The organism is Streptomyces sp. NPDC051180, assembly GCF_040689545.1.
Taxonomy (GTDB): Bacteria; Actinomycetota; Actinomycetes; order Streptomycetales; family Streptomycetaceae; genus Streptomyces.
The window spans coordinates 496,185-520,086 of the sequence record NZ_JBFBBC010000001.1 but is presented as its reverse complement, the minus strand read 5'-3'; the positions used below and the strand labels follow the sequence as shown (position 1 = coordinate 520,086).

The 23,902-nt window shown below is 72.1% G+C and carries 19 protein-coding genes; 16 read left to right on the top strand and 3 right to left on the bottom strand.

Annotated features, from left to right (window positions below; genetic code table 11):
• Window positions 1-76 precede the first annotated feature (76 nt).
• The 4 genes from AB0424_RS02300 to AB0424_RS02285 all read left to right on the top strand — a co-directional run bounded on the left by AB0424_RS02300 (window position 77) and on the right by AB0424_RS02285 (window position 4,296).
• The gene (locus AB0424_RS02300) at window positions 77-451 is read left to right on the top strand and encodes a VOC family protein (protein ID WP_366301509.1); all 375 of its coding nucleotides are present in this window, start codon (window positions 77-79) and stop codon (window positions 449-451) included.
• A 114-nt stretch (window positions 452-565) separates the two neighbouring features.
• The gene (locus AB0424_RS02295) at window positions 566-1,522 is read left to right on the top strand and encodes a helix-turn-helix domain-containing protein (protein WP_366301508.1); all 957 of its coding nucleotides are present in this window, start codon (window positions 566-568) and stop codon (window positions 1,520-1,522) included.
• Between the two features lie 129 nt (window positions 1,523-1,651).
• On the top strand, window positions 1,652-2,650 hold the full coding sequence (gene gap, locus AB0424_RS02290; protein WP_366301506.1) for a type I glyceraldehyde-3-phosphate dehydrogenase: 999 nt from the start codon (window positions 1,652-1,654) through the stop codon (window positions 2,648-2,650).
• A gap of 248 nt (window positions 2,651-2,898) precedes the next feature.
• Window positions 2,899-4,296, top strand: coding sequence for an extracellular solute-binding protein (locus tag AB0424_RS02285; RefSeq protein WP_366301504.1), 1,398 nt, complete (start codon window positions 2,899-2,901; stop codon window positions 4,294-4,296).
• 90 nt (window positions 4,297-4,386) lie between these two features.
• On the opposite strand, the gene AB0424_RS02280 is transcribed toward AB0424_RS02285, so the two are convergent.
• Window positions 4,387-5,298, bottom strand: coding sequence for a substrate-binding domain-containing protein (locus AB0424_RS02280; protein WP_366301503.1), 912 nt, complete (start codon window positions 5,296-5,298; stop codon window positions 4,387-4,389).
• A gap of 287 nt (window positions 5,299-5,585) precedes the next feature.
• Between AB0424_RS02280 and AB0424_RS02275 the strand changes: the two genes are divergently transcribed.
• The 5 genes from AB0424_RS02275 (at window position 5,586) to AB0424_RS02255 (ending at window position 14,274) form a co-directional block, all read left to right on the top strand.
• Window positions 5,586-7,676: a discoidin domain-containing protein gene (locus AB0424_RS02275; RefSeq protein WP_366301860.1), complete on the top strand. Its 2,091-nt coding sequence runs from the start codon at window positions 5,586-5,588 to the stop codon at window positions 7,674-7,676.
• Window positions 7,677-7,845: 169 nt separating this feature from the next.
• Window positions 7,846-8,928 (top strand): DUF1996 domain-containing protein, encoded by a 1,083-nt coding sequence (locus AB0424_RS02270; protein ID WP_366301501.1) that lies wholly within the window; start codon window positions 7,846-7,848, stop codon window positions 8,926-8,928.
• A 94-nt stretch (window positions 8,929-9,022) separates the two neighbouring features.
• On the top strand, window positions 9,023-11,491 hold the full coding sequence (locus tag AB0424_RS02265) for a glycoside hydrolase family 3 C-terminal domain-containing protein (protein WP_366301499.1): 2,469 nt from the start codon (window positions 9,023-9,025) through the stop codon (window positions 11,489-11,491).
• Between the two features lie 219 nt (window positions 11,492-11,710).
• Window positions 11,711-12,751, top strand: coding sequence for a LacI family DNA-binding transcriptional regulator (locus AB0424_RS02260; protein WP_366301498.1), 1,041 nt, complete (start codon window positions 11,711-11,713; stop codon window positions 12,749-12,751).
• Window positions 12,752-12,912: 161 nt separating this feature from the next.
• The gene (locus tag AB0424_RS02255) at window positions 12,913-14,274 is read left to right on the top strand and encodes an ABC transporter ATP-binding protein (protein ID WP_366301497.1); all 1,362 of its coding nucleotides are present in this window, start codon (window positions 12,913-12,915) and stop codon (window positions 14,272-14,274) included.
• Window positions 14,275-14,334: 60 nt separating this feature from the next.
• On the opposite strand, the gene AB0424_RS02250 is transcribed toward AB0424_RS02255, so the two are convergent.
• The gene (locus AB0424_RS02250; RefSeq protein WP_366301496.1) at window positions 14,335-15,645 is read right to left on the bottom strand and encodes an ROK family protein; all 1,311 of its coding nucleotides are present in this window, start codon (window positions 15,643-15,645) and stop codon (window positions 14,335-14,337) included.
• A 183-nt stretch (window positions 15,646-15,828) separates the two neighbouring features.
• On the opposite strand from AB0424_RS02250, the gene AB0424_RS02245 reads away from it, so the two are divergent.
• From AB0424_RS02245 to AB0424_RS02220, 6 genes are all read left to right on the top strand, one after another.
• Window positions 15,829-17,145 carry a sugar ABC transporter substrate-binding protein gene (locus AB0424_RS02245; RefSeq protein ID WP_366301494.1) on the top strand — a complete coding sequence of 439 codons (1,317 nt, stop codon included), beginning with the start codon at window positions 15,829-15,831 and terminating at the stop codon, window positions 17,143-17,145.
• 14 nt (window positions 17,146-17,159) lie between these two features.
• Window positions 17,160-18,158 (top strand): sugar ABC transporter permease, encoded by a 999-nt coding sequence (locus tag AB0424_RS02240; RefSeq protein ID WP_366301492.1) that lies wholly within the window; start codon window positions 17,160-17,162, stop codon window positions 18,156-18,158.
• A gap of 55 nt (window positions 18,159-18,213) precedes the next feature.
• Window positions 18,214-19,053, top strand: coding sequence for a carbohydrate ABC transporter permease (locus AB0424_RS02235; RefSeq protein WP_366301858.1), 840 nt, complete (start codon window positions 18,214-18,216; stop codon window positions 19,051-19,053).
• A gap of 38 nt (window positions 19,054-19,091) precedes the next feature.
• Window positions 19,092-20,450, top strand: coding sequence for a GH1 family beta-glucosidase (locus AB0424_RS02230; protein WP_366301490.1), 1,359 nt, complete (start codon window positions 19,092-19,094; stop codon window positions 20,448-20,450).
• 137 nt (window positions 20,451-20,587) lie between these two features.
• Window positions 20,588-21,598, top strand: a complete 1,011-nt coding sequence (locus AB0424_RS02225) for a LacI family DNA-binding transcriptional regulator (RefSeq protein WP_366301489.1) — start codon at window positions 20,588-20,590, stop codon at window positions 21,596-21,598.
• Window positions 21,599-21,786: 188 nt separating this feature from the next.
• Window positions 21,787-22,830 carry an aminoglycoside phosphotransferase family protein gene (locus AB0424_RS02220; RefSeq protein WP_366301487.1) on the top strand — a complete coding sequence of 348 codons (1,044 nt, stop codon included), beginning with the start codon at window positions 21,787-21,789 and terminating at the stop codon, window positions 22,828-22,830.
• On the opposite strand, the gene AB0424_RS02215 is transcribed toward AB0424_RS02220, so the two are convergent.
• Window positions 22,797-23,396, bottom strand: coding sequence for an N-acetyltransferase (locus AB0424_RS02215; protein WP_366301485.1), 600 nt, complete (start codon window positions 23,394-23,396; stop codon window positions 22,797-22,799). The genes AB0424_RS02220 and AB0424_RS02215 overlap by 34 nt on opposite strands.
• 62 nt (window positions 23,397-23,458) lie before the next feature.
• Here AB0424_RS02215 and AB0424_RS02210 point away from each other — a divergent pair, with 62 nt between their 5' ends.
• Window positions 23,459-23,860, top strand: coding sequence for a hypothetical protein (locus tag AB0424_RS02210; protein ID WP_366301484.1), 402 nt, complete (start codon window positions 23,459-23,461; stop codon window positions 23,858-23,860).
• Window positions 23,861-23,902 lie beyond the last annotated feature (42 nt).

Sequence of the window (23,902 nt, the reverse complement as noted above, 5' to 3'; positions counted from 1 at the left end):
TCGGTTCGGCACGCGGACCCCCAGTGCTCCCGCACTGAGCGTCCACTTCCGTGTCGAACACATCGAGGCCACCTGTATGACCGTCACGTTCAACCACACCATCATCGCCGCCAAGGACCGTCACGAGTCGGCGCGGTTCTTCCGCGAGCTCCTGGAACTCCCCGAAGCACCGTCGTGGGGACCGTTCGTCAACGTCCAGCTCCCGGACGGCGTCCTGATCCAGTTCGCCGAGCCCCCGGTGGACATCCAGATGCAGCACTACGCGTTCATGGTCGACGACGAGCTCTTCGAGCGGGCGTACCAGCGCCTCTGCGACGCCGACGTCGAGCACTGGGCCGACCCGCAGATGAAGCGGCCGGGCGAGACCAACACCGAGCACGGCGGCCGGGGCGTGTACTTCAAGGATCCGGCCGGCCACGCCTTCGAGCTGATCACCCGCCCCTACCTGTAGGCGGGAGGGACGGCCCGGGCCACCGTCGTGGCCCGGCAGGTCGGCGGGGCGCCGTGACCACCGCGGCGTCCCGGCCGGGCCATGCCCGGGTGCCGGGTGCGTAGTCTCGTGTCCGTGTCTGCCTCTCGTCTGCTCCGTGTCGCCGTTCTCGTCCTGGAGGGCGCGAAGCCGCTCGACGTGGGCATCCCCGCGCAGGTCTTCACGACGCGCGCCAGCATGCCGTGCGAGGTGCGGGTGTGCGGCGCGGAACCCGGTGTGGTGGCCGGGGGCGACGGCCTGGCGTACCAGGTCGCCCACGGACTGGACGCACTCGCCTGGGCCGACATCGTCTTCGTCCCGGGATACCGGTTCCCGGACCGGGAGGACCCGCCGGCGGCCGTCGTCGAGGCGCTGATCGCCGCCCACGCGCGCGGAGCGCGGCTCGCCGCGATCTCGACGGGCGCGTTCGCGCTGGCCGCCACCGGTCTCCTCGACGGCAAACGGGCCACGACCCACTGGCACTACACACGGGCGCTCGCGGCGAAACGTCCGCTCGTCCGGGTCGACGAGAACGTCCTCTTCGTCGACGAGGGCAGCGTCCTCACCTCGGCCGGCGCCGCCTCGGGCATCGACCTGTGCCTCCACATCCTGCGGGCCGAGTTCGGCGTCGCCGCGTCGAACCACGCGGCCCGCCGGCTCGTCGCCGCCCCCTACCGCAGTGGCGGCCAGGCGCAGTACGTGCCGCGGAGCGTCCCCGAGCCGCTCGGCGAGCGGTTCGCCGCGACCCGGGAGTGGGCGCTGCACCGGCTCGGCGAGCCGCTGACACTGGAGATCCTGGCCCGCCACGCGGCCGTGTCGGCACGCACCTTCTCCCGGCGGTTCGCCGAGGACACCGGCTACACCCCGATGCAGTGGGTGATGCGAGCCCGGATCGACATGGCCCGTGAGCTGCTCGAACGCTCCGAGCGCAGTGTCGAGCAGATCGCCGCCGACACGGGGCTCGGCACCGGGGCCAACCTGCGGCTCCACTTCCAGCGGATCCTCGGCACCACCCCGACCGAGTACCGGAGGACGTTCGCCCGCGGCGAGTAGCGGGGGAGTCGGGGCGCCTCCTCGGACCTTGGCGCGATACTTGCGGACCGTGGCGATCCCGCCGCTGTCAGAGGCGTCCGTACCGGACGAACATGGTGGCGAACGCGAAGGGACCGAAGGGACACTGTCATGACTCGCATCGCCATCAACGGATTCGGCCGCATCGGACGCAACGTGCTGCGCGCACTGCTCGAGCGCGAGAGCGACCTCGAGGTCGTCGCCGTGAACGACCTGACCGAGCCCGCGGCCCTCGCGCGCCTCCTCGCCTTCGACACGACCTCGGGCCGCCTGGGTCGTCCGGTGAGCGTCGACGGTGACACCCTGGTCGTCGACGGACGCCGCATCAAGGTGCTGGCCGAGCGCGAGCCCGCCGACCTGCCCTGGGCCGAGCTCGGTGTCGAGATCGTCCTGGAGGCGACCGGCCGCTTCACCTCCTCCAAGGCCGCCGGCGCGCACATCGAGGCGGGCGCCAAGCGTGTGCTCGTCAGCGCGCCCGCCGACGGTGCCGACGTCACCCTCGCCTACGGTGTCAACACCGACGCGTACGACCCGGCGGTCCACACCATCGTGTCGAACGCCTCGTGCACGACCAACGCGCTGGCGCCGCTGGCCTCGGTCCTCGACGACCTCGCCGGCATCGAGCACGGCTTCATGACGACCGTGCACGCCTACACGCAGGAGCAGAACCTGCTGGACGGCCCGCACCGCGACGCGCGCCGCGCCCGCGCCGCCGCCGTGAACATCGTGCCGACCACGACGGGCGCCGCCAAGGCCATCGGCCTCGTGCTCCCGAACCTCGACGGCAAGCTGTCGGGCGACTCGATCCGCGTCCCCGTGCCGGTCGGCTCGATCGTCGAGCTCAACACCACCGTCGCCCGTGACGTGACCCGTGACGAGGTGCTGGAGGCGTACCGCGCCGCCGCCGAGGGCCCCCTCGCCGGCGTCCTGGAGTACTCGGAGGACGCCCTGGTCTCCGCCGACATCACGGGCAACCCGCACTCGTCGATCTTCGACTCCGCGCTCACCCGCGTCGAGGGCCGCCACATCAAGGTCGTCGCCTGGTACGACAACGAGTGGGGCTTCTCCAACCGCGTCATCGACTCGCTGCAGCTGCTCGCCGCCGGCTGAGCCGAGAGGCCACAACCCCGAGTGCCCGCCGCAGACCCCCGGCGGCGCACTCCCCGAGCGCTCCGTTCGGCCCTCCCCCGGCCGAACGGAGCGCTTTCGTATTCTCGGGATCTGCTCACGATTGTCGCGCAATTGCGAAATGAACGCGACATCTTGCGGCCACTTGTTGAGGGTGGTTGAGTGTGCCGCGCCCCGCAACGCATCGGCGGCGGGGTCGACTTGACGTGCCTGCCCTGAGGGGACCGCCCATGAGAAGTGCCCGCCTCCGTCGAACCCGCCGTGCCGGCGCGGCCGTTCTCGTCTCCGCGGTCTGCCTGACGACCCTCGCCGCCTGTGGCGGCGACGGCGGTGACTCCGAGGGGGGAGGCTCCTCCGACCCGACGATTCCACTGGACCCGAACGCCAAGGTCACCCTCACGATCGACTGCATGCCTCCGCCGGCGAAGGCGGCCGAGCTGAGGGAGTGGAAGGAGGACGTGGCCGAGTTCAACGAGACGTACCCGAACGTCACGATCGAGGGCCGCTCCACTCCCGGGCAGTGTCTGGAGCCGCCGCGCTTCACCGCGATGCTCAAGGCCAAGTCGCAGCCGGACGTCTTCTACACCTACTTCACGGACCTGCCGCAGGTCCTGTCCGAGGACGGCGCCGAGGACATCAGCGACTACGTCACCCCGAGGTCGGTCCCGCTCCTGAAGGACATCGACCCGAACGTCCTGGACTCGCTCAGGCACCGCAACAACCTGTACGGCCTGCCCACGAGCAACTACACGATGGGCCTGCTGATCAACCGCAGGCTCTTCGAGGAGGCCGGCCTGGATCCCGACGCCCCGCCGCGCACCTGGGAGGAGGTCCGGGCGGCCGCGAAGAGGATCGCGGGCCTCGGCAAGGGGATCGCGGGCTTCGGCGAGTACAGCGCGGGCAACACGGGCGGCTGGCACTTCACCGCGCAGATGTACAGCCTGGGAGGCGACGTCGTCGACGCGGGCGAGAAGGCCGCGTTCGACAACGACCTGGGAAGGCGGGTCGCGAAGAACCTCCACGCGATGCGCTGGGAGGACGACAGCATGGGCAGGACCCAGCACCTCCGGTGGGGCGACCTGCAGAAGCAGATGGCCGCCGACAAGCTCGGCATGTTCCTCGCCGCCCCCGACGACATCGCGTACATGGTCCAGCAACTCGGCGCGCGGTACGAGAACTTCGGCATGGGCCCGATCCCCGGCGGCAGGAACACCCTGGCCGGCGGCAACAACTACATGGTCAGGAAGGGTCTCTCCGGCGACAAGGTGAAGGCGGCGGTCGCCTGGCTCAACTTCAGGAACCTCACGGTCGGCAAGGGGCAGTTCGACTGGGCGCGCACCAAGTCCGACGGCCTCCCCGTCGGCGTCCCCCAGCCCAACTTCTGGCTGAACCAGTCGAAGGCGCAGGACGACGCCGCGCGCCTCGCCCAGGCCACCATGCCGGTCACCCACTTCAAGGCGTTCATGGACCACCCGGTCGCCGGCAAGGCCGAGCCGCCGAAGGCCCAGGAGGTCTACAAGGTCCTGGACGGCGTCATGTCGGGCATCCTGACCGACGAGGACGCCGACATCGACGAGCTCCTCTCCACCGCCGCTGCGCAGGTCGACCGGGTGCTGGCCGACGGGTGAGCCCCGCCCGCGGGAGGCGGGTCGGCGCCCGGCCGTCCCTCCGGGACGTGTCGGGGCGGGCGCTTCCGCGGCGCGCGGTGGTGCGCGCCGTCAGCGGGGCGCCGCCGCCCCGTGGGGTCGGGGTCTTCCGGTCGATTCCCGCACGATGAGCTCCGGTTCGAGCGGCGTCTCGTGCGCCGACGCCGACGGGGCGTCCATCTGGGCGCAGAGCAGGTCCACCGCGACCGCGGCCATCGCCTCGACCGGCTGCCGCACGGTCGTGAGCGGAGGGCTGGTGCACCGCATGAGGGCGGAGTCGTCGTAGCCCACGACCGACACGTCGCCGGGCACGTCGAGCCCGCGCCGTCGCGCGGCCCTGATGACGCCCAACGCCAGCGGGTCGCTCGCGCAGAGCAGGCCCGTGGCCCCGGCCGAGAAGAGGTCGCCTGCCACGGCCTGGCCGGCCTCCAGGGAGAAGGAGGTCCGGACGACGAGGGCGGGGTCCACGCCGAGTTCGCGGGCCCGGGCCGCCTTCCGCTCCGACGGCAGATGACTGTACGGGCCGAGGACGAGGCCGATGCGCTCGTGGCCCAGGGAGGCCAGGTGCCGCCAGCCCAGGTCGGTCGCCGCCGCGTCGTCGCAGACCACGCGGGGGAACGGGAGATGCGCCACGCCCGCGTTGAAGAGCGTCACCGGCACGCTCAGGCGGGCCAGTTGGCCATAGTGGGCGTGCGGGGCGTCCGTGAAGGCGTAGTGCCCGCCGGTGAAGACGATCCCGGCGAAGCGCCGGCGCAGCAGGAACTCGACGAAGGCGGGTTCGGAGCCGCCGCCCCGTGACTGGCTGCACAGGACGGGTGTGAAGCCGCGCCGGGTCAGCTCGGAGCCGACGGCCTCGGTGATCGCGGGAAAGATGGCGTTCTGCAGATCCGGGGTGACGAGCCCTATGAGGCGGGGGCCCGTCGGCCGGGAACGGGTGAGCGTGCTCGCACGCAGCGGTCGGAGCCGTGAGGAGGGCGGGGGCATGAGTCCTCAGGCTAGTACAGAAATTGCGTCATGCTGATAGCCGTACGACGTGAATGAGTCCTTCAGTTGCGGAGTGGCGAGCGCGGTCGTCGGCTCCCAGGTTTCCGGGCCATGAACTCAAGCTCTTAAGTCAAGCCAAAAGAAAAGTCGTGTGCGGTTATTGACGGCACTCGGAGAGCGCGGGCAAGGTGCGGGAGAGCGCTCTCCCGAACTCTGCCCCGCCACAAGGAGATTCCCCCATGCCCTCAGTCGGCATACCCGTGGCCACGGCCACCGTGGTGGCCTCGATGGTGCTGGCCTTCCTGCCGGCCTCACAGGCCCAGGCCGCACCCGCACTGCTCTCCCAGGGCAAGACGGTCACCGCCTCCAGCCAGGAGCACTACGGCACCCCCGCCGCCGACGCCGTCGACGGGAACACCGGAACGCGCTGGTCGAGCGTGGCCTCCGACGACCAGTGGCTCCAGGTGGACCTCGGCGCCCCCGCCGCGCTCAGCCAGGTCGTGCTCCGCTGGGAGTCCGCGTACGCCAAGGCGTACCGGATCGAGGTGTCCACCGACGGCACCACCTGGACCACCGCGTACACCACGGCCAACGGCGCCGGCGGCACCGAGACCCTCGCCGTCTCCGGTACCGCCCGCTACGTGCGGATGCACGGCGTCACCCGCGCGACCGGATACGGCTACTCGCTCTGGGAGTTCCAGGTGTACGGGGAGCCCGGCGGCACCACCCCGCCGCCCACCGGCGCCGTCCGCGTCACCGGGACCCAGGGCGCCTGGCAGCTGACGGTGGGCGGCCAGCCCTACACCGTCAAGGGGCTGACATGGGGCCCCTCCGTCGCGGACGCCCCCAAGTACCTGCCCGACGTCAAGTCCATGGGCGTCAACACCATCCGCACCTGGGGCACCGACGGCTCCACCAAGCCGCTCCTCGACACCGCTGCGGCCCAGGGCCTCAAGGTCGTCAACGGCTTCTGGCTCCAGCCCGGCGGCGGCCCCGGTTCCGGCGGCTGCGTCGACTACGTCACCGACACCGCGTACAAGTCCACGATGCTCGACGAGTTCGCCAAGTGGGTGGAGGCGTACAAGAGCCACCCCGCGACCCTCATGTGGAACGTCGGCAACGAGTCCGTCCTCGGACTCCAGAACTGCTACAGCGGGACCGCGCTCGAGAACCAGCGCAACGCCTACACCGGCTTCGTCAACGACGTCGCCAGGAGGATCCACACGATCGACCCCGATCACCCGGTGACCTCGACCGACGCCTGGACCGGCGCCTGGCCCTACTACAAGCGCAACGCCCCGGACCTCGACCTCTACTCGATGAACTCGTACGACAACCTCTGCAAGGTGCGCCAGGACTGGATCGACGGCGGCTACACCAAGCCCTACCTCATCACCGAGACGGGCCCGGCCGGCGAATGGGAGGTCCCGAACGACGTCAACGGCGTGCCCGACGAGCCGACCGACCAGCAGAAGGCCGCCGGCTACACCGCCGTCTGGAACTGCGTCACCGGGCACCGCGGCGTCGCCCTCGGCGCCACGATGTTCCACTACGGCACCGAACACGACTTCGGCGGAGTCTGGTTCAACCTGGTGCCCGACGGCCTCAAGCGGCTCTCGTACTACGCCGTGAAGAAGGCGTACGCCGGCTCCGTCGCCGGCGACAACACACCGCCGGTGATCAGCGGCATGACCGTCTCCCCGGCCACCGCCGCGCCGGCCGGACGGGAGTTCACCGTGCGCGCCGACATCCGCGACCCCGACGGCGACCCGATCACCCCCAGGATCTTCCTGAGCGGCAACTACGCCAACGGCGACAAGCGGCTCGTCGAGGCGCGGTGGCGTGCCAACGGCGACGGCTCCTTCGCGGTCACCGCCCCCGAGAAGCTCGGCGTCTGGAAGGTGTACGTCCAGGCGGAGGACGGCCACGGCAACGCCGGCATCGAGACCAAGTCCGTCCGCGTCGTCGCCCCGCCGGTCGCCGGCACGAACCTCGCCCTCGACCGCCCCACCACCGCGTCCTCCTACCAGACCGGCTACGGCGACTGCCCGTGCCCGCCGGCCCGTGCCACCGACGGCCGCGCCGACACCCGCTGGGCCAGCGACTGGAGCGACCCCCAGTGGATCCAGGTCGACCTCGGGACCGCCAAGAGCATCCGCACCGTGCAGCTGGTCTGGGACCCCGCGTACGCCAGGTCCTACGAGGTCCAGGTCTCCGACGACGGGACCACCTGGCGCACGGTCCACACCACGACCACCGGTGACGGCGACGTCGACACGATCGCCCTCGCCACCACCGGCCGGCACGTACGGCTCCAGCTGACGGCCCGAGGCACCGGGTGGGGCTACTCGCTCCACGAGTTCGGCGTCTACAGCTGACCTCCCCCCACCGGAGCGCACCACCCGTCACCGAAGCGCACCACCGACCCCGAGTCACGCACCACGGACCCGGAAGCGCACCACCGACCCCGAGTCACGCGCCACCGACCCGGAACGCTCCACCGACCCCGAAACGCACCACCGACCCCCCCACGGGCAGGAGATCCCCATGAGAGCGAGTCCCAAGAGGCTCCCCGCACTGCTCCTCGGCACCGCGCTCGTCGCCACCCTCCTCGGCGTCGGCACCTTCGCCTCCGCCTCCGACCCCACGGCCGACACCCCTCCGCCGGCCGCCGCGCACGCCGGACACCTGATGGCCGCGTCGCTCCAGGCGTCGGGCGACGACCCGGACGGCGACGGCTACATCCCCGCCGTCCCGCAGGTCACCGGCGTGACGCCGTCGACCGCGACCCCGGCGCCCCGGTACTTCCACGAGTTCCAGGCCAACTGCGGCGTCACCCACACCGCACCCGACGACCCCATCGTCTACCCCGGCCAGCCGGGCCGCTCGCACGACCACACGTTCATGGGCAACCGGTCCACGAACGCCAACAGCGTCACCGGCACCCTTTACGGCGGGGCCACCGCCTGCAAGGCACCCGCCGACGCCTCCGCCTACTGGATGCCGACCCTGTTCGACGGCGACCGGAAGGTACTTCCCGTCGGCCCCCAGGTCATCTACTACAAGACCGGCGTCACCGACTACACGAGCGTGCGGCCCTTCCCGAAGGGCCTCCGGTTCGTCGTCGGCAACCCCATGCAGACCGCCCAGCAGTTCCGTGAGCACAAGGGGTTCGTCGAGGGCTGGGAGTGCGGTGACAGCTTCTTCAACGTCGACTTCCCCGCGAGCTGCCCGAACCGGCCCGACGTCCAGCTCAACCTGCGGATGCAGGCGCCCAGTTGCTGGAACGGCCTGTACCTGGACACGCCCGACCACCAGAGCCACATGGCGTACCCGGTCGTGAAGCCCGGCACCAACGACAACATGTGTCCGGCCTCCCACCCGGTCGCCCTGCCGATGATCGAGTTCAAGATGGCCTTCCCGGTCAACGGCGACATGAGCCAGGTGCGCCTGGCCAGCGGCCGCGGCTACTCCTTCCACTACGACTTCTTCAACGCGTGGGAGGAGCGCACCCTCAAGGCCATGGTCGACCACTGCATCGTGGGCGGCCTCCAGTGCGACGCCCGGGGCTACGACCAGACCCACCCCGAGCGCGGCGCGGCCCTGAACGCGGAGTACCGCCTGCCCTGACCGACCCGCACCCCGTGACGGCACCGGACCCCCCGCTCACCCCGGGGCGTCCGGTGCCCCCCGGGCGGCCGACGAGAGAACCGACAAGGGAGAGATGAGCGACGAACGGGGCACCGTGCCCGACGACATGCTCGACAAACTGGTCGACAAGCTCGACCTGGAGCGCAAGGTCCGGCTCCTGACCGGCGCCACGACCTGGCGCACTGCCGCCGACGCGACGATCGGGCTGCGCGAGATCGTCTGCTCCGACGGACCCGCCGGGATACGCGGAGAGACCTGGGACGAACGCCGCACTTCCTGCCTGCTCCCGTCGGCCTCGGCACTCGGCGCGACCTGGGACGACCGGCTGCTGCGGCAGCTCGGCGGCCTCCTCGCCGCCGAGGCGCTCCGCAAGGGCGTCGACGTCGTCCTGGCGCCGACCCTCAACCTGCACCGCACGCCCCTCGGAGGCCGCCACTTCGAGTGCTTCTCCGAGGACCCCGAACTCACCGCACGCACCGGCGCGGCACTGATCCGCGGACTCCAGGAACACGGAGTGGCCGCCACCGCCAAGCACTTCGTCGCCAACGACTCCGAGACCGACCGCCTCCGCGTCGACGTCCGGCTCTCCGAACGGGCGCTCCGCGAGGTGTACCTGGCCCCCTTCGAAGCCGCCGTCGAGGCCGGAGTGTGGGCGGTCATGGCCGGCTACAACGGCGTCGACGGCACGACGATGACCGCACACCCGCTCCTGGCCGAACCCCTGAAGGGGGAGTGGGGCTTCGACGGCCTCGCCGTCTCCGACTGGGCCGCCGTACGCACCACCGACGAACCGGCGCGCGCGGCGCTCGACCTCGCGATGCCCGGCCCGGCGAGCCCCTGGGCGGCGGACCTGGCCCAGGCGGTACGCGACGGACGTGTCCCGGAGAGCGCCGTCGACGAGAAGGTCCGGCGGCTGCTCCGGCTCGCCGCCCGGGTCGGCGCCCTCGGCGACGCCCCCCGTCACCGGCCCCCGCTCCCAGGCGAGGGCGCGCGCCGCCTGCTGCGCCGAGCCGTCGCGGCCGGATCGGTCCTGCTCCGCAACGACGGCGTCCTGCCTCTCGACCCCACCCACCTGGGCACGCTCGCCGTGATCGGCGCGCACGCCGCCTCGCCCCGCGTCCAGGGCGGCGGCAGCGCCGGCGTCTTCCCGTCCGCGGTCGTCACCCCGCTCGCCGGCGTCCGCGCGTGCCTGCGCGGCCGAGGACGCGTCACCTACACCGCCGGTCCGTCACCGGACGGCCCGCCGGAGCCGCTCGACACCGGCCGGTGCACCGACCCGCGTTCCGGCGAACCGGGAGTCCTGCTCCGCTGCCTCGACGCCGAGGGGAACGAACTCAGCGCCGAACGACGCCTGTCGGGACGCCTGCTCGAACCGGACCTCGCACCCGGCACCCGCACCGTGGAGGTCCGGGCCCTGCTGCGCCCGGAGACGACCGGCTCGTGGACGTTCGGCGTCGGCGGCTTCGGCCGGCTGACGATCGAGGTCGACGGAGAGGTGATCCTGGACGGCGACCACCCCTGCGAGACCGACGATCCGGCGATCGTGCACGTCACGCCGCCCGTCCACACCGCGCGCGCCCACGTCGAACGCGGCCGCCACGCCCACCTCGTCGCCCGGCGCGAGCTGGTGCCCGGCTCCGGCCGGGCGACGATCGTCGCCGCCGCGCCCCCGCGGCCCGACCGGGACAAGGCGCTCGCCGAGGCCGTGGCGGCGGCCCGCGAGGCCGACGCGGTGATCGTCGTCGTCGGCACCACCGAGCACGACGAGACGGAGGGCCACGACCGCACGCACCTGTCCCTCGGCGACGCGCAGAACGACCTGGTCCGCGCCGTCGCCGCCGCCAACCCCCGTACCGTCGCCGTCGTCAACAGCGGCGGACCCGTCGAACTGCCCTGGCGCGACGAGGCGGCGGCGGTCCTGCTCGCCTGGTTCCCCGGGCAGGAGGCCGGGGCCGGCCTCGCCGACGTGCTCTTCGGCCGCAGCGAACCGGGCGGACGGCTGCCCACGACCTGGGCCGCGGCCCTCGCCGACGCGCCCGTCACCCGCACCCGACCCGTGGACGGCCGCCTCGACTACGAGGAGGGCCTGCACATCGGCCACCGGGCCTGGCTCCGCGCGGGGACGGAGCCGGCCTTCTGGTTCGGTCACGGCCTCGGCTACACGACCTGGCGGTACGAGGGGGTGGACGCGCCCGACCATGTCGGGGCCGACGCCGCCTTCACCGTGCGGGTGGCGGTGCGCAACACCGGAACGCGCGCCGGACGAGAGGTGGTCCAGGTCTACCTCGCACGGCCCGACTCCGCGGTGGAGCGCCCCGTCCGCTGGTACGCCGGACATGCCGCGGTCCACGCCGAGCCGGGCGAGGAGGCGGTCGCCGAGGTCCTCGTGGCGCCGAGGGCGCTGCGCCACTGGTCGCCGCAGGACGGCGGCTGGAGGGTCGAGCCGGGGACCTACCGGCTGCTGGTGGGCCGCTCGGCGGGCGCGGTGGAACACGAGGCGGCCGTCGCCGTGGGGACCGAACCGGGGGAGGGGAACGCGTGAGGAACGGACAAGGGGATCCGCATTCCGGGCGACCCGAGGGAATATCCCGATCCCGGGCCGCGTCGGTCCGAAGAATTACGCCTTCCCGAGCGAAAGGAATTCACCGGAGGGAAGGAGGAAAGCCCTCCGGTGAATAACGGGCCCGGGTCCGGACCGGCGCGCCCTGCTTCCCGTGGACCGCCCTCCGGGGGAGGGAAAGCGGCACGTTAGAGTACGGGAGTGATCAGGAGGGGACCGACGCTGGAGGACGTGGCGCGGGAGGCGGGTGTCTCCAGGGCGACGGTCTCGCGTGTCGTCAACGGGGTGCGCAACGTCGACCCGGCGATCCAGGACGTGGTGCGGCAGGCCATCGAGCGCACCGGATACACCCCGAACAGCGCCGCCAGGACGCTGGTCACCGGACGGGTCCCGAACCCCGACCCGCGCGCCGAGACGGTGGCGCTCGTCATCTGCGGCGCGGGGGACGAGTTCGCCGCGAAGGTGTTCGCCGACCCCTTCTTCGGGCGGGTCGTCAGCGGGGCCGTCACGTATCTGCGGGGGCGCGGGGCGCATCCCGTGCTGATGTTCGCCGAGTCCGAGGCGGCCCGGAGCCAGGTGGTCGACCACCTGCGCCGGGGCAACGCGGACGGCGCCCTCGTCGTGTCCATCCAGCCCGACGACCCCCTGCCGCTGATGCTCTCCGCCGCCGGGGTCCCCCTCGTGCTGTTCGCGCGGCCCCCGGAGGGGACGGCGCTCGGCTACGTCGACGTGGACCACCACGAGGGCGGCCGGCTCGCCGCCGAGCACCTGCTGGCCAGGGGGTGCCGTCGCCCGGCGACGATCCGCGCCCCCCGGGACCTGCCGGCCGGAGAGGCCCGTCTCGCCGGGTTCCGCGACGCCCTGGAGCGCGCCGGACGGGCCGCACCGCCGGTGGTGGAGGGCGGCTTCACGGTCGACAGCGGGGCGGCGGCGATGCGCCGGATCCTCGACGAGCACCCGCGGGTGGACGGCGTCTTCGCCGCGAACGACCTGATGGCCCAGGGGGCGTGCGAGGTGCTGCGCGAGCGCGGCCTCGGCGTGCCCGGGGACGTGGCGGTGGTGGGTTTCGACGACTCCAGCGTCGCCATGACCTGCCGCCCGCCGCTGACCACGGTGCGCCAGCCCGTCGAACGGATGGCCGCCGCGATGGCGGAGCTGCTCATGGGCCGGCTCCAGGGAGCGCCCGCGATCCCGGCGTACCGGGTGTTCGCCCCCGAACTCGTCGTGCGGGAATCGGCCTGACCCGGTCGCGCGACGACCGGGGAGGGGCCGTGCCTTCGGCATTCGCCCGCCGTCGAATTCGGATTTCCGAAAGACGTACGAAACTGTTCCGCAGCGCTTCACGATGAGCTACTTTCGGCCACACACCCCCCCTGCGGTCCTTCTACTCCGGGCGGATTTCCATGAGTCGCGCCATCGTGCTGCGAGATGTGAGCAAGAATTACGGCGGTTCCCCTGTGGTGCGGAGGGTCTCCCTCGCCGTCGAACCGGGCGAGTTCCTGGTGCTGCTCGGCCCTTCCGGATGCGGCAAGTCCACGGTCCTGCGGATGATCGCCGGCCTGGAGGACATCACCGACGGCGACCTCTTCCTCGACGGCGAGCACGCGAACGACGTGCCGCCGCGTGAACGCGACATCGCCATGGTGTTCCAGAACTTCGCGCTCTACCCGTCCATGACCTCGCGGGAGAACATCGGCTTTCCCCTGAAGCTGCGGGACCCGTCGGCGGACCACGATCTGCAGGTCGAGTCGACGGCCCGGATGCTCGCCATCGAGGACCTGCTCGACCGGCTGCCCGGACAGCTGTCCGGCGGCGAGCGCCAGCGGGTCGCGATGGGCCGGGCGATCTCCCGCCGCCCCTCGGTCTTCCTCCTCGACGAGCCCCTGTCCAGCCTCGACGCGAAGCTCCGGGGCCACCTGCGGGCCGAGATAGCCCGCCTCACCGCCGAACTGGGCGTCACCACGGTCTATGTGACGCATGATCAGTCCGAGGCCATGTCGCTCGGCGACCGGGTGGCGGTCATGCGCGACGGTGTCCTGCAGCAGGTCAGCCCGCCCCAGGAGCTGTACGCGCGCCCGGTCAACGTCTTCGTCGCCGCGTTCGTCGGAACCCCCCGCATCAACCTGCTCGACGCGGTCGTCCACGCACCGCTGGACGGTCCGATGTCCCTGGAGCTCGGTCGCCAACGGCTCCTGCTCCCCCTGCCGTTGAGCGTCGACCACCAGTTGCTCCGGATCCAGCAGGGTCGGCCGATCATCGTCGGACTGCGCTCCGAGGCGGTACGGATCGCCCCGCCGAGCCAGGCCAGGCCGGGAGAGGCGTCGCTGGTCGGGATCGTGGAGCACGTCGAGTACCAGGGCCACGAGGTGCTCGTGCACCTCGACACCGGCTCGCGGCCCGCCGTCGTCGCCGAGCTCGAAGCGGCGCGGACCCGGCCGACCGGCCGCCGCCCGGGCGGACGGCGCAGACGCGGGATCGGCCGGATCCGGGCGCGGGTGGCGGCCCTCGGAGTGGGCCGGGCGGCCGCGGACGGTCCGAGGGCGGCGGTCTCCGCCGCGCCGGTCACGTCCGGCGACCCCTACGCCGCCCACGAGCGCCGTGCGGTGGGCCGCAGCGACCTCGTCCTGCGTACCGGCCCCCATGTCCGGGTCCGGGTCGGCGCGCAGGTCCCGCTCCTCGTCGACCTCGCCCAGCTGTACGTCTTCGACCATCAGGGCACCAGGATCTGTCCCGCCCCCGACGCCCTGCCCGGCCTCGACCGGTAGACGACGAGGGCCGCGGGGGAGCCCCGTCCGCGGCCGGCCGCGAAGGCCGGAGGTCCGTCGTCAGTGCGCGGCGCGTTCGCGGAGCGTCTCCTGCCAGGCGGGCGCCGCCTCCTCGGCGTTCGGCGGAGCGAGGCGGCCTCCGCGGGCGAAGAAGTCCGCGAGCGGCAGGATGGCCGCGCCGACGGTGACGGCGTCGGGCCCGAGGGTGCCGAGGGCGATGCGCACGCGGGAGGCGGGGAAGGTGAGGGCGTACTCGGTGGCGTAGCCCTTGACGGTGTCGAGGAAGCGGGTGCCGAGCTGGAGGCCGGCCCAGCCGCCGACGAGGATGCGTTCGGGCTGGAAGAGGTTGACGAGGTCGGCGAAGCCGGCGCCGAGGTATTCGGCGGTCTCCTCCAGGACGGCGAGGGCCGTGGCGTCGGGTGCGGTGTCGGGGTCGGCGGGGTAGGCGGCGGCGAGCATGGCGGTGAGGGCGGTCTCCTCGTCGGCGCCCGTCGGGGGGAGGCCGCCGGCCTCGCGCCAGCGTTCGAGGAGCGCCTCCGCGCCGGCGTACGCCTCCAGGCAGCCGCGGGCGCCGCAGCGGCACCGTCGACCTCGGACCCGCACGGTCAGGTGCCCCCACTCCACGGCCCGGCCGGGCCGCAGGTCGTCCGAGACGACCGAGGCTCCGACGCCCGAGCCGAACAGGACGACCACGGCGTTGCGCACGCCCCGGCCCGCGCCGAACCACATCTCCGCCTGGCCGAGCGTCTTGGCGCCGTTGTCGATGACGTACGGCACCGATTCGGGCAGGGGGACGGCGGCGCGCAGCAGTCGTTCCAGCGGGACGCCGTCCCAGCCGATGGTCTGGCCGTGCACGACGGCGGTCCCGTCGGGCCCGCGCACCACGATGCCGGGAACGCCGACGCCGACGCCGAGCAGGCGCTCGGGGTCGATCCCGGCCTGCCGGACGACCTCCTCGACGCCGTCGCGGACGTGACCGACGACGACGCCGACCTCGTAACGGTCGACACGGCACGGGCCCTCGGGGTCCAACGGCCGCTCCAGGCGGGCGAGTTCGGTGAGTGCCATGTCGAAGAGCTCGACCCTCACCCGGGTCTCGCCGACGTCCACCCCGATCATGTAGGCGCTCGTCTGGCGGACGCGGAGGAGGGTGCGGGGGCGGCCGCCGGCCGAGTCGACGCTGCCCGCCTCCTCGACGAGGCCGTCGGCGACGAGTTCGGCGACCACGTTGCTGACCGAGCCCGAGCTCAGACCGGTCGCGGGGCCCAGCGAGAAGCGGCTCATCGGCCCGTCGAAATACAACCGTTGCAGTACCGCGGAGCGGTTCTCCCGCCGCAGGTCACGCACGGTCCGGCCGCTGCGTACGCTCACCGAGCACCCCATTCCCTTGGTTCGGATTCGAAACATACCCCTGGCAGACCTCTTGACGCCACCTTCGCTTGAGGTTTAACTCACATCCTAAATTAAGTCGGGAGAGGGCTTCGGAGGTTGAACGCGGGACGTCGCGCTCCCTCCTCCCCGACTTCCACGACCCCAAGAAAGGCCCCTGGGATCATGCGCAGAATCAGAGCCGCCGCCGTCGGTGCCGTCACCCTCTCCCTCGTCCTCTCGGCGGCTGCCTGCGGAGGCGGCTCCACGGACGGTGCCGGCTCCAACTCCCAGCCCAAGACGCTCACCTACTGGGCCTCCAACCAGGGCGCGAGCCTGGAGGTCGACAAGAAGGTCCTCCAGCCCGAGCTCGACAAGTTCGAGAAGAAGACCGGCATCAAGGTGAAGCTGGAGGTCGTCCCCTGGTCCGACCTCCTCAACCGCATCCTCACCGCCACCACCTCCGGGCAGGGCCCGGACATCCTCAACATCGGCAACACCTGGAGCACCTCCCTCCAGGCGAGCGGCGCCCTGCTGCCCTGGGACGCCAAGAACTTCGAGCAGATCGGCGGCAAGGACCGCTTCGTCGACTCCGCCCTCGGCTCCACCGGCGTCCAGGGCCAGGACCCGGCGGCCGTGCCGCTGTACTCCATGGCGTACGCGCTCTACTACAACAAGAAGATGTTCAAGGACGCGGGCGTCGAGAAGCCCCCGGCCACCTGGGACGAGCTGATCGCCACCGGCCAGAAGATCACCAAGGCCGGCGGCTCCGGCATCGGCGTCGAGGGCTCCAACCTCTCCAACAACATCCACCAGGTCTTCGTCCTCGGCAAGCAGCACGGCGCCGACTTCTTCACCCCCGACGGCAAGGCCGACTTCACCTCCGACGGGGCCGTCGCCGCCGTCAAGCAGTACGTCGACCTCATGGCCACCGCCAAGATCGTCGCCCCCGGCAACGCCGAGTACGCCCAGAACCAGTCCCTCAGCGACTTCGCCAAGAACAAGACCGCCATGGTCCTCTGGCAGACCGCCTCCGCCACGTTCAAGGCCCAGGGCATGGCCGACGACGAGTGGGGCGTCGCCCCCGCGCCCGTCCCGTCCGGCGCCCCGGGTCAGGGCAAGGCCACCAACTCCATGGTCGCCGGCATCAACATGGCCGTCTTCAAGAACACCAAGAACCTCGACGGCGCCCTCAAGTTCGTGAACTTCATGACCGGCGACGAGGAGCAGAAGATCCTCAACACGGCCTACGGCTCCATCCCGCCGGTGAAGACCGCCCAGCAGGACCCGGCCTTCAACGGCCCCGCCCTCTCCGTCCTGCGCGACACGCTCGCCACCAGCGCCGCCGCGCTCCCGCAGGTCCCCGAGGAGTCGCAGTTCGAGACCGTCGTCGGCACCGCGGTCAAGGAGCTCTTCGCCGACGCCGCCGCCGGCCGGGCCGTCACCACCGAGTCCGTCCGGGCCAAGCTCGAAAAGGCCCAGCAGCAGATGCCCAAGAAGTGAGTCCGGACACCACCATGACCACCACCGCCATCGAGAAGACCGGCGGACGGAGCGAACAGCGGAACACCCCCGGGACGGCGCCGCGCAGGCGCCGCCCCGGGCGGCTCCGGGCCCTCGGCCTCCCGTACATGCTGCTCCTTCCGGCCCTGCTCCTGGAGCTCCTGGTCCACCTCATCCCGATGTTCATCGGCATCGTGATGAGCTTCCGGGAACTCACCCAGTTCTTCATCCGCGACTGGACCAGCGCGCCCTGGGCCGGTCTGGACAACTACACCGTCTCCGTCGACTTCGACGCCCCCGTCGGCGAGGCCCTGCTCTCCTCGTTCCTCACCACCTGCCTCTTCACGCTCTGCTCGGTCGGCCTGTGCTGGCTGCTCGGCACCGCGGCGGCGATCTTCATGCAGGAGACGTTCCGGGGCCGGGGCTTCCTGCGGGCGCTCTTCCTCGTCCCGTACGCCCTGCCGGTCTACGCGGCGGTCATCACCTGGGCGTTCATGTTCCAGCGGGACAACGGCCTCGTGAACCACGTCCTCCACGACCAGCTCGGCATCGGCGACAGCCCCGCCTTCTGGCTCATCGGGGACAACGCCTTCTACACCCTGCTCGTCGTCTCCGTCTGGAAGGGCTGGCCCTTCGCCTTCCTCATCATGATGGCGGGGCTCCAGAACATCCCCAAGGAGATCTACGAGGCCGCGGCCCTCGACGGCGCGGGCGTCTGGCAGCAGATCCGCCGCATCACGCTCCCGTCGCTGCGACCGGTCAACCAGGTGCTGGTCCTCGTCCTCTTCCTGTGGACGTTCAACGACTTCAACACCCCGTTCGTCCTCTTCGGCAAAGCGGCCCCCGAGTCCGCCGACCTGATCTCCCTGCACATCTACCAGTCCTCGTTCCAGACCTGGAACTTCGGCACCGGCTCCGCGATGTCGGTGCTCCTCCTGCTCTTCCTCCTGGTCGTCACGGGCGCCTACCTGCTCCTCACCACCAGGGGAAGGAAGGCCACCGATGTCCGGTAACCGCACCGCGCCCCCGCGTACCCCGACGGCCCGCCGCGGCCGGCCCCGCTCGCCCATGGCGGCCCCCCGCTCCTTCCTCTGGAGCCGCCGGATCTTCCTCACCCTCCTCACCGGCTTCGTCCTGCTGCCGGTGTACGTGATGGTCTCCAGCTCCCTCAAGCCGCTGGAGGACGTGTCCGGGAAGTTCCAGTGGATCCCCTCCGGGCTCACCCTCCGGCCGTACTTCGACATCTGGGAGACCGTCCCCCTCGCGGACTACTTCGTGAACTCCCTGGTCGTCGCGGGGGCCGCGACGGTCTGCTCCGTCACCATCGCGGTCTTCGCCGCCTACGCGGTCAGCCGGTACAACTTCCGCGGCAAGCGCGTCTTCACGGTCACCGTGCTCTCCACGCAGATGTTCCCCGGCATCCTCTTCCTGCTGCCGCTGTTCCTCATCTACGTCAACATCGGCAACGCCACCGGCATCGCCCTCTTCGGCTCGCGCGGCGGTCTGATCCTCACGTATCTGACCTTCTCGCTGCCGTTCTCCGTGTGGATGCTCATCGGCTACTTCGACGCGGTCCCGCGCGACCTCGACGAAGCCGCCAAGGTCGACGGCTGCGGCCCCCTCGGAGCCCTCTTCCGGGTCATCGTCCCCGCCGCGATCCCCGGCATCGTCGCCGTCGCCGTCTACGCCTTCATGACCGCGTGGGGCGAGGTCCTCTTCGCCTCCGTCATGACCAACGACACCACCCGCACCCTCGCCGTCGGACTCCAGGGCTACGCCACCCAGAACGACGTCTACTGGAACCAGGTGATGGCCGCCTCCCTCGTGGTGAGCGTCCCCGTCGTCGCCGGCTTCCTCCTCCTCCAGCGCTACCTCGTCACCGGCCTGACCGCCGGCGCGGTCAAGTGACGCGCTCCACCGGCGCCACCGCCACCGAAAGGACTCCCGTGTCTGAACCGCTCGACCTCGCCGCCTTCCCGTCCTCCTTCACCTGGGGCACGGCCACCTCCGCGTACCAGATCGAGGGCGCCGTCGCCGAGGACGGCCGCGGCCCCTCCATCTGGGACACCTTCTCCCGCGTCCCCGGAGCCATCGACAACGGCGACCACGGCGACATCGCCTGCGACCACTACCACCGCTGGCCCGAGGACATCGCCCTCATGAAGGAGCTCGGGACCGACGCCTACCGGCTGTCCGTCGCCTGGCCCCGCATCGTCCCGGGCGGGGACGGCCCGGTCAACGCGACCGGACTCGACTTCTACGACCGGCTCGTCGACGGTCTCCTCGACGCCGGCATCGCGCCCTCCGTCACCCTCTACCACTGGGACCTCCCGCAGGCCCTCCAGGACCGCGGCGGCTGGACCGTCCGCGAGACCGCCGAACACCTCGCGTCCTACGCCACCGTCGTCGCCGAGCGTCTCGGCGACCGCGTCACCCAGTGGGCCACCCTCAACGAACCCCTCTGCTCCGGCTGGATCGGGCACCTGGAGGGCCGCATGGCCCCGGGCCTCACCGACCTGACCGCCGCGGTCCGCGCCTCGTACCACCTCCTGCTCGCGCACGGCCTGGCCACGCAGGCCGTCCGCGCGGCCGCCCCCGGCGCGCAGATCGGCCTGGTCACCAACCACTCCACCATCGTGCCCGCCTCCACCCGGCCCGAGGACATCGCCGCCGCGACCCGCATGGACGGCCACACCAACCGCTGGTGGCTGGACCCGGTCTACGGCCGCGGCTTCCCCACCGACATGCGCGAGCTGTACGGGGTCGAACTCCCGGAGCGGCCGGGGGACCTGGAGACCATCGCCGCACCGCTCGACTGGCACGGCCTCAACTACTACTTCCCCGCCACCGTCGCCGACGACCCCGCCGGCCCGGTCCCGTACGCCACCGAGGTCCGCCTGCCCGACGTGCCGCGCACCGGCATGGACTGGCAGATCGACGCGGGCGGCCTGGAGGCCCTCCTCCTGCGGCTCACCGAGGACTACGGCGTCCGGAAGCTGTACGTGACCGAGAACGGCTCCGCCTTCCCCGACACCGTCGGCCCCGACGGCCAGGTCCACGACCCGGACCGCACCCGCTACCTGGAGCAGCACCTCGCGGCCTGCGCCTCCGCCCTGCGCAAGGGCGCACCGCTCGCCGGCTACTACGCCTGGTCCCTGCTCGACAACTTCGAGTGGGCCTACGGCTACGACAAGCGCTTCGGCCTCGTGCACGTCGACTACGCGACGCAGCGGCGCACCGTGAAGTCGAGCGGACGCCGGTACGCCGACATCGTCCGCGCCCACCGGGAGGCGACGGCCGGCTGAGCGGCCGAGCCGTCCGGTCACCGGAGAGCCGCCCTCGCACACCGCCGAGGGCGGCCCCGGACCGCCCGAGAGGCGGCCCGGGAACGGGGCCCGCAGGCCCGCAACCGGCTTGCGGCCCTTGCGCTAGCCTTGCGGCCATGACGCGACGACTTGCTCAGGTGGCGAAGAAGGTGGGGGTCAGCGAGGCGACGGTCAGCCGTGTCCTCAATGGCAAGCCCGGGGTGTCCGAAGCGACACGGCAGTCCGTGCTCACCGCCCTCGACGTCCTCGGGTACGAGCGGCCCACCCAGCTGCGGGGCGAGCGCGCCCGGCTCGTCGGCCTCGTCCTGCCGGAGCTGCAGAACCCCATCTTCCCCGCGTTCGCCGAGGTCATCGGTGGTGCCCTCGCCCAGCAGGGGCTGACGCCCGTGTTGTGCACCCAGACCAAGGGAGGTGTCTCCGAGGCCGACTACGTGGACCTCCTGCTCCAGCAGCAGGTCTCCGGGGTCGTCTTCGCCGGAGGGCTCTTCGCCCAGGCCGCCGCACCGCACGACCACTACCACCAGCTGGCCGAGCGGAACATCCCGGTCGTCCTCATCAACGCGGCGATCGAGGGGCTGAACTTCCCCTGCGTCTCCTGCGACGACGCCGTCGCCGTCGAGCAGGCGTGGCGCCACCTCGCCTCCCTCGGTCACGAGCGGATCGGTCTGGTCCTCGGGCCGGCCGACCACGTCCCCTCCCGCCGCAAGCTCGAAGCGGCCCGTGCGGTCGCCGCCGCGGCCGGAAGGGAACTGTCCGACGAGTTCGTCGAGCGGTCGATCTTCTCCCTCGAAGGGGGCCAGGCCGCCACCGGCCGGCTCCTCGACCGGGGGGTCACCGGGATCGTCTGCGCCAGCGACCCCCTCGCCCTGGGGGCCATCCGGGCCGCGCGCCGGCGGGGCCTGTCGGTCCCCCGGGACGTCTCGGTCGTCGGCTTCGACGACTCGGCCTTCATGAACTGCACCGAACCGCCGCTGTCGACCGTCCGCCAGCCCATCGAGGCCATGGGCCGGGCCGTCGTCGAACTGCTCTGCGCCCAGATCCAGGGCACCCAGACCCACCCGGGCGAGCTGCTCTTCGAGCCCGAACTCGTCGTCCGCGGCTCGACCGCGCAGCCGCCCGTCGGCTGAGCCCGGCGCCGGCGGAGGGGCCGGCGAGGGGAAGACATCGCCCGGCTGACGTAAATTGGCGACGGGTCGACTCAAAAGCAAGCCACCGCGTCGCACGTGGCGGGCGTAGGCGACCGGGGCCGACGCGGGCGCCGCTCCGGTGGACGCGTCCGGCCCCACCCGACCCCTTCCCCCCCCAGGAGCGCTCCATGGCCGACGCCGACGCCGACACCGACACCGCCGCGCCCACGCCGGGCCCCGCTCCCACGTCCGACGTCGCGGCCGCGTGTGTCCGCCGCGCCCTCGGCCCCGTCACCGTCGTGCTGGACACGGCCCTCAGCGGGGGCCTGTACAACTCCGCCCGCCTGCTGGAACTCGCCGACGGAAGGCGGCTGATCCTCAAGACGGCGCCACCGGCGACCGCCCCCGCCCTCACCCACGAACAGGGCCTGCTCGGCACCGAGGCGCTCTTCCACCGCCTGGCCGCCGACGCCGGGGCCCGCGTCCCCACCGTCCTCCACCACGAACCCGCCGGCCCGGGAAACCCCGCCGCATGGCTGCTGCTCTCCTACCTCGACGGACACACCTGGGACGCGTCACGCGAGAAACTCGCTCCCGCCGACCACGCCGCCCTGCGCCGCGATTTGGGGAAGAGCCTTGCCCGGGTCGCCACGGTCACCGGACCGGCGTTCGGGTACCCCCGACCCGCGCTGGGCCTCAACGGCCCGGACTGGCCGTCCGCGTTCACCGCCATGCTCCACGCCGTCCTCGCCGACGCGACCCGCTTCGCCGTCCCGCTGCCCGCCCCGGTGGCGCTCCTGGCCGGCCTCCCCGAGCGGTTCGCCCGCCAACTCGCCCTGGTGCGACGCCCCGCGCTCGTCCACTTCGACGCCTGGGAGGGGAACGTCGTCCTCACCCGCGCCGAGGACGACACCCGGCACCGCGTCGGCCTCATCGACGGCGAGCGCGCCTTCTTCGGCGACCCCCTCGCCGAACTCGTCGGCCTCGACCCGCTCGGCGCGGCCGAGCACGACCCCGACCTCATGGCCGGCTACCGCTCGGTGACTCCCGTCCCGGCCCTCGACGGCGCCGCCCGGGTCCGCCTGGCGCTCTACCGGATCTACCTCGCCCTGATCATGCGCGTGGAATCCGTCCCGCGCGCCTACGAGGGGGACTTCGCCGCCTGGCTGGACACCTGGTCCGCGGAGCGCGTCACCGCTCAGCTCGCGGTCCTCGACGCGCCGGACGCATGAGGACGGGGACCGCGGAGGTCCAGGAGGCAGAGGACCTTGTCGTAGCGGCGCGGGCCGACGGCCACGAAGTCGGGCAGCCGGCCGTACTCCGAGAACCCCAGTGACCGGTAGAGACCGAGCGCGCCCGTGTTGTCGCCCCGCGCGTCCAGGGTGAGGACCTCGATCCCCGCCCGCTCCGCGTCGGCGATCAGGGCGGCGGTGAGGGCCCGGCCGACCCCGTGGCCCTGGGCGGCGGCGTCCACCGCGAGCTTCTCCAGGTCGGCGTGCGGGCGGTGCGTCGGCCTGGCGTAGCGGAGCCAGTAGCCGAAGCCGACCAGCCGCCCGTCCGTGTACGCGGCGCGCAAGGCCCCGTCCCCGGCCCGCACGGCGGCGGCGACGCCGTCGACGAGCGCCGCCACCTCACCGGCCGCGGGCGGATCGACCCAGCCGAGCGCGGCACCCCCGCGGACCAGGTCCGCCAGGATCCGGTGGGCCTCCCGCGCGAACCCCGGCCCGAGCACCGGGTCGGCGAAGAGGTCCGCGGCGTCGAGGACGCGTGGCGCACGATGGTCAGTGCCGCCGGTCATGGCTTTCTCCATGAGGGGCAGCGTAACCAGCACCCGCCCGCACACCGAGAGGACCCACGAGGATGAGCGACGAGCACGGCACGGTCGTGGAGTACGTACGGTTCCAGTCGCCGCACCGCAACGGCCGGGGCCACTTCACCGGCATCTTCGGACTCGTGAACACCCTCGCCCGGCAGGGACGCCTCACCGAGCAGCAGGAGTCCTTCCGGCGCGCCCACAACCGCTGGTACGACGACGCCTACACCGATCCGTCCACGGTCGACCCCACCGTCTACGACGACGCCGTCAACCCCGGTGCCATGGCCTGGTTCAAGCCCTCGGCCACCCATCTGATCGACCGGGTGCCCGGCTACCTCGCCATCCTCGCCGCCCACGGCGTCGAGTGTCTGATGGTCCGGTCCGCAGACCCCGGCCGGATCGTCTACGAGGACGACGTCCAGGTCGTGGCCGTGCCCCGACGCTAGCCCCCGCCGGGCGCCCGTCCCGGCGGGGGCGTCGCCGCCACC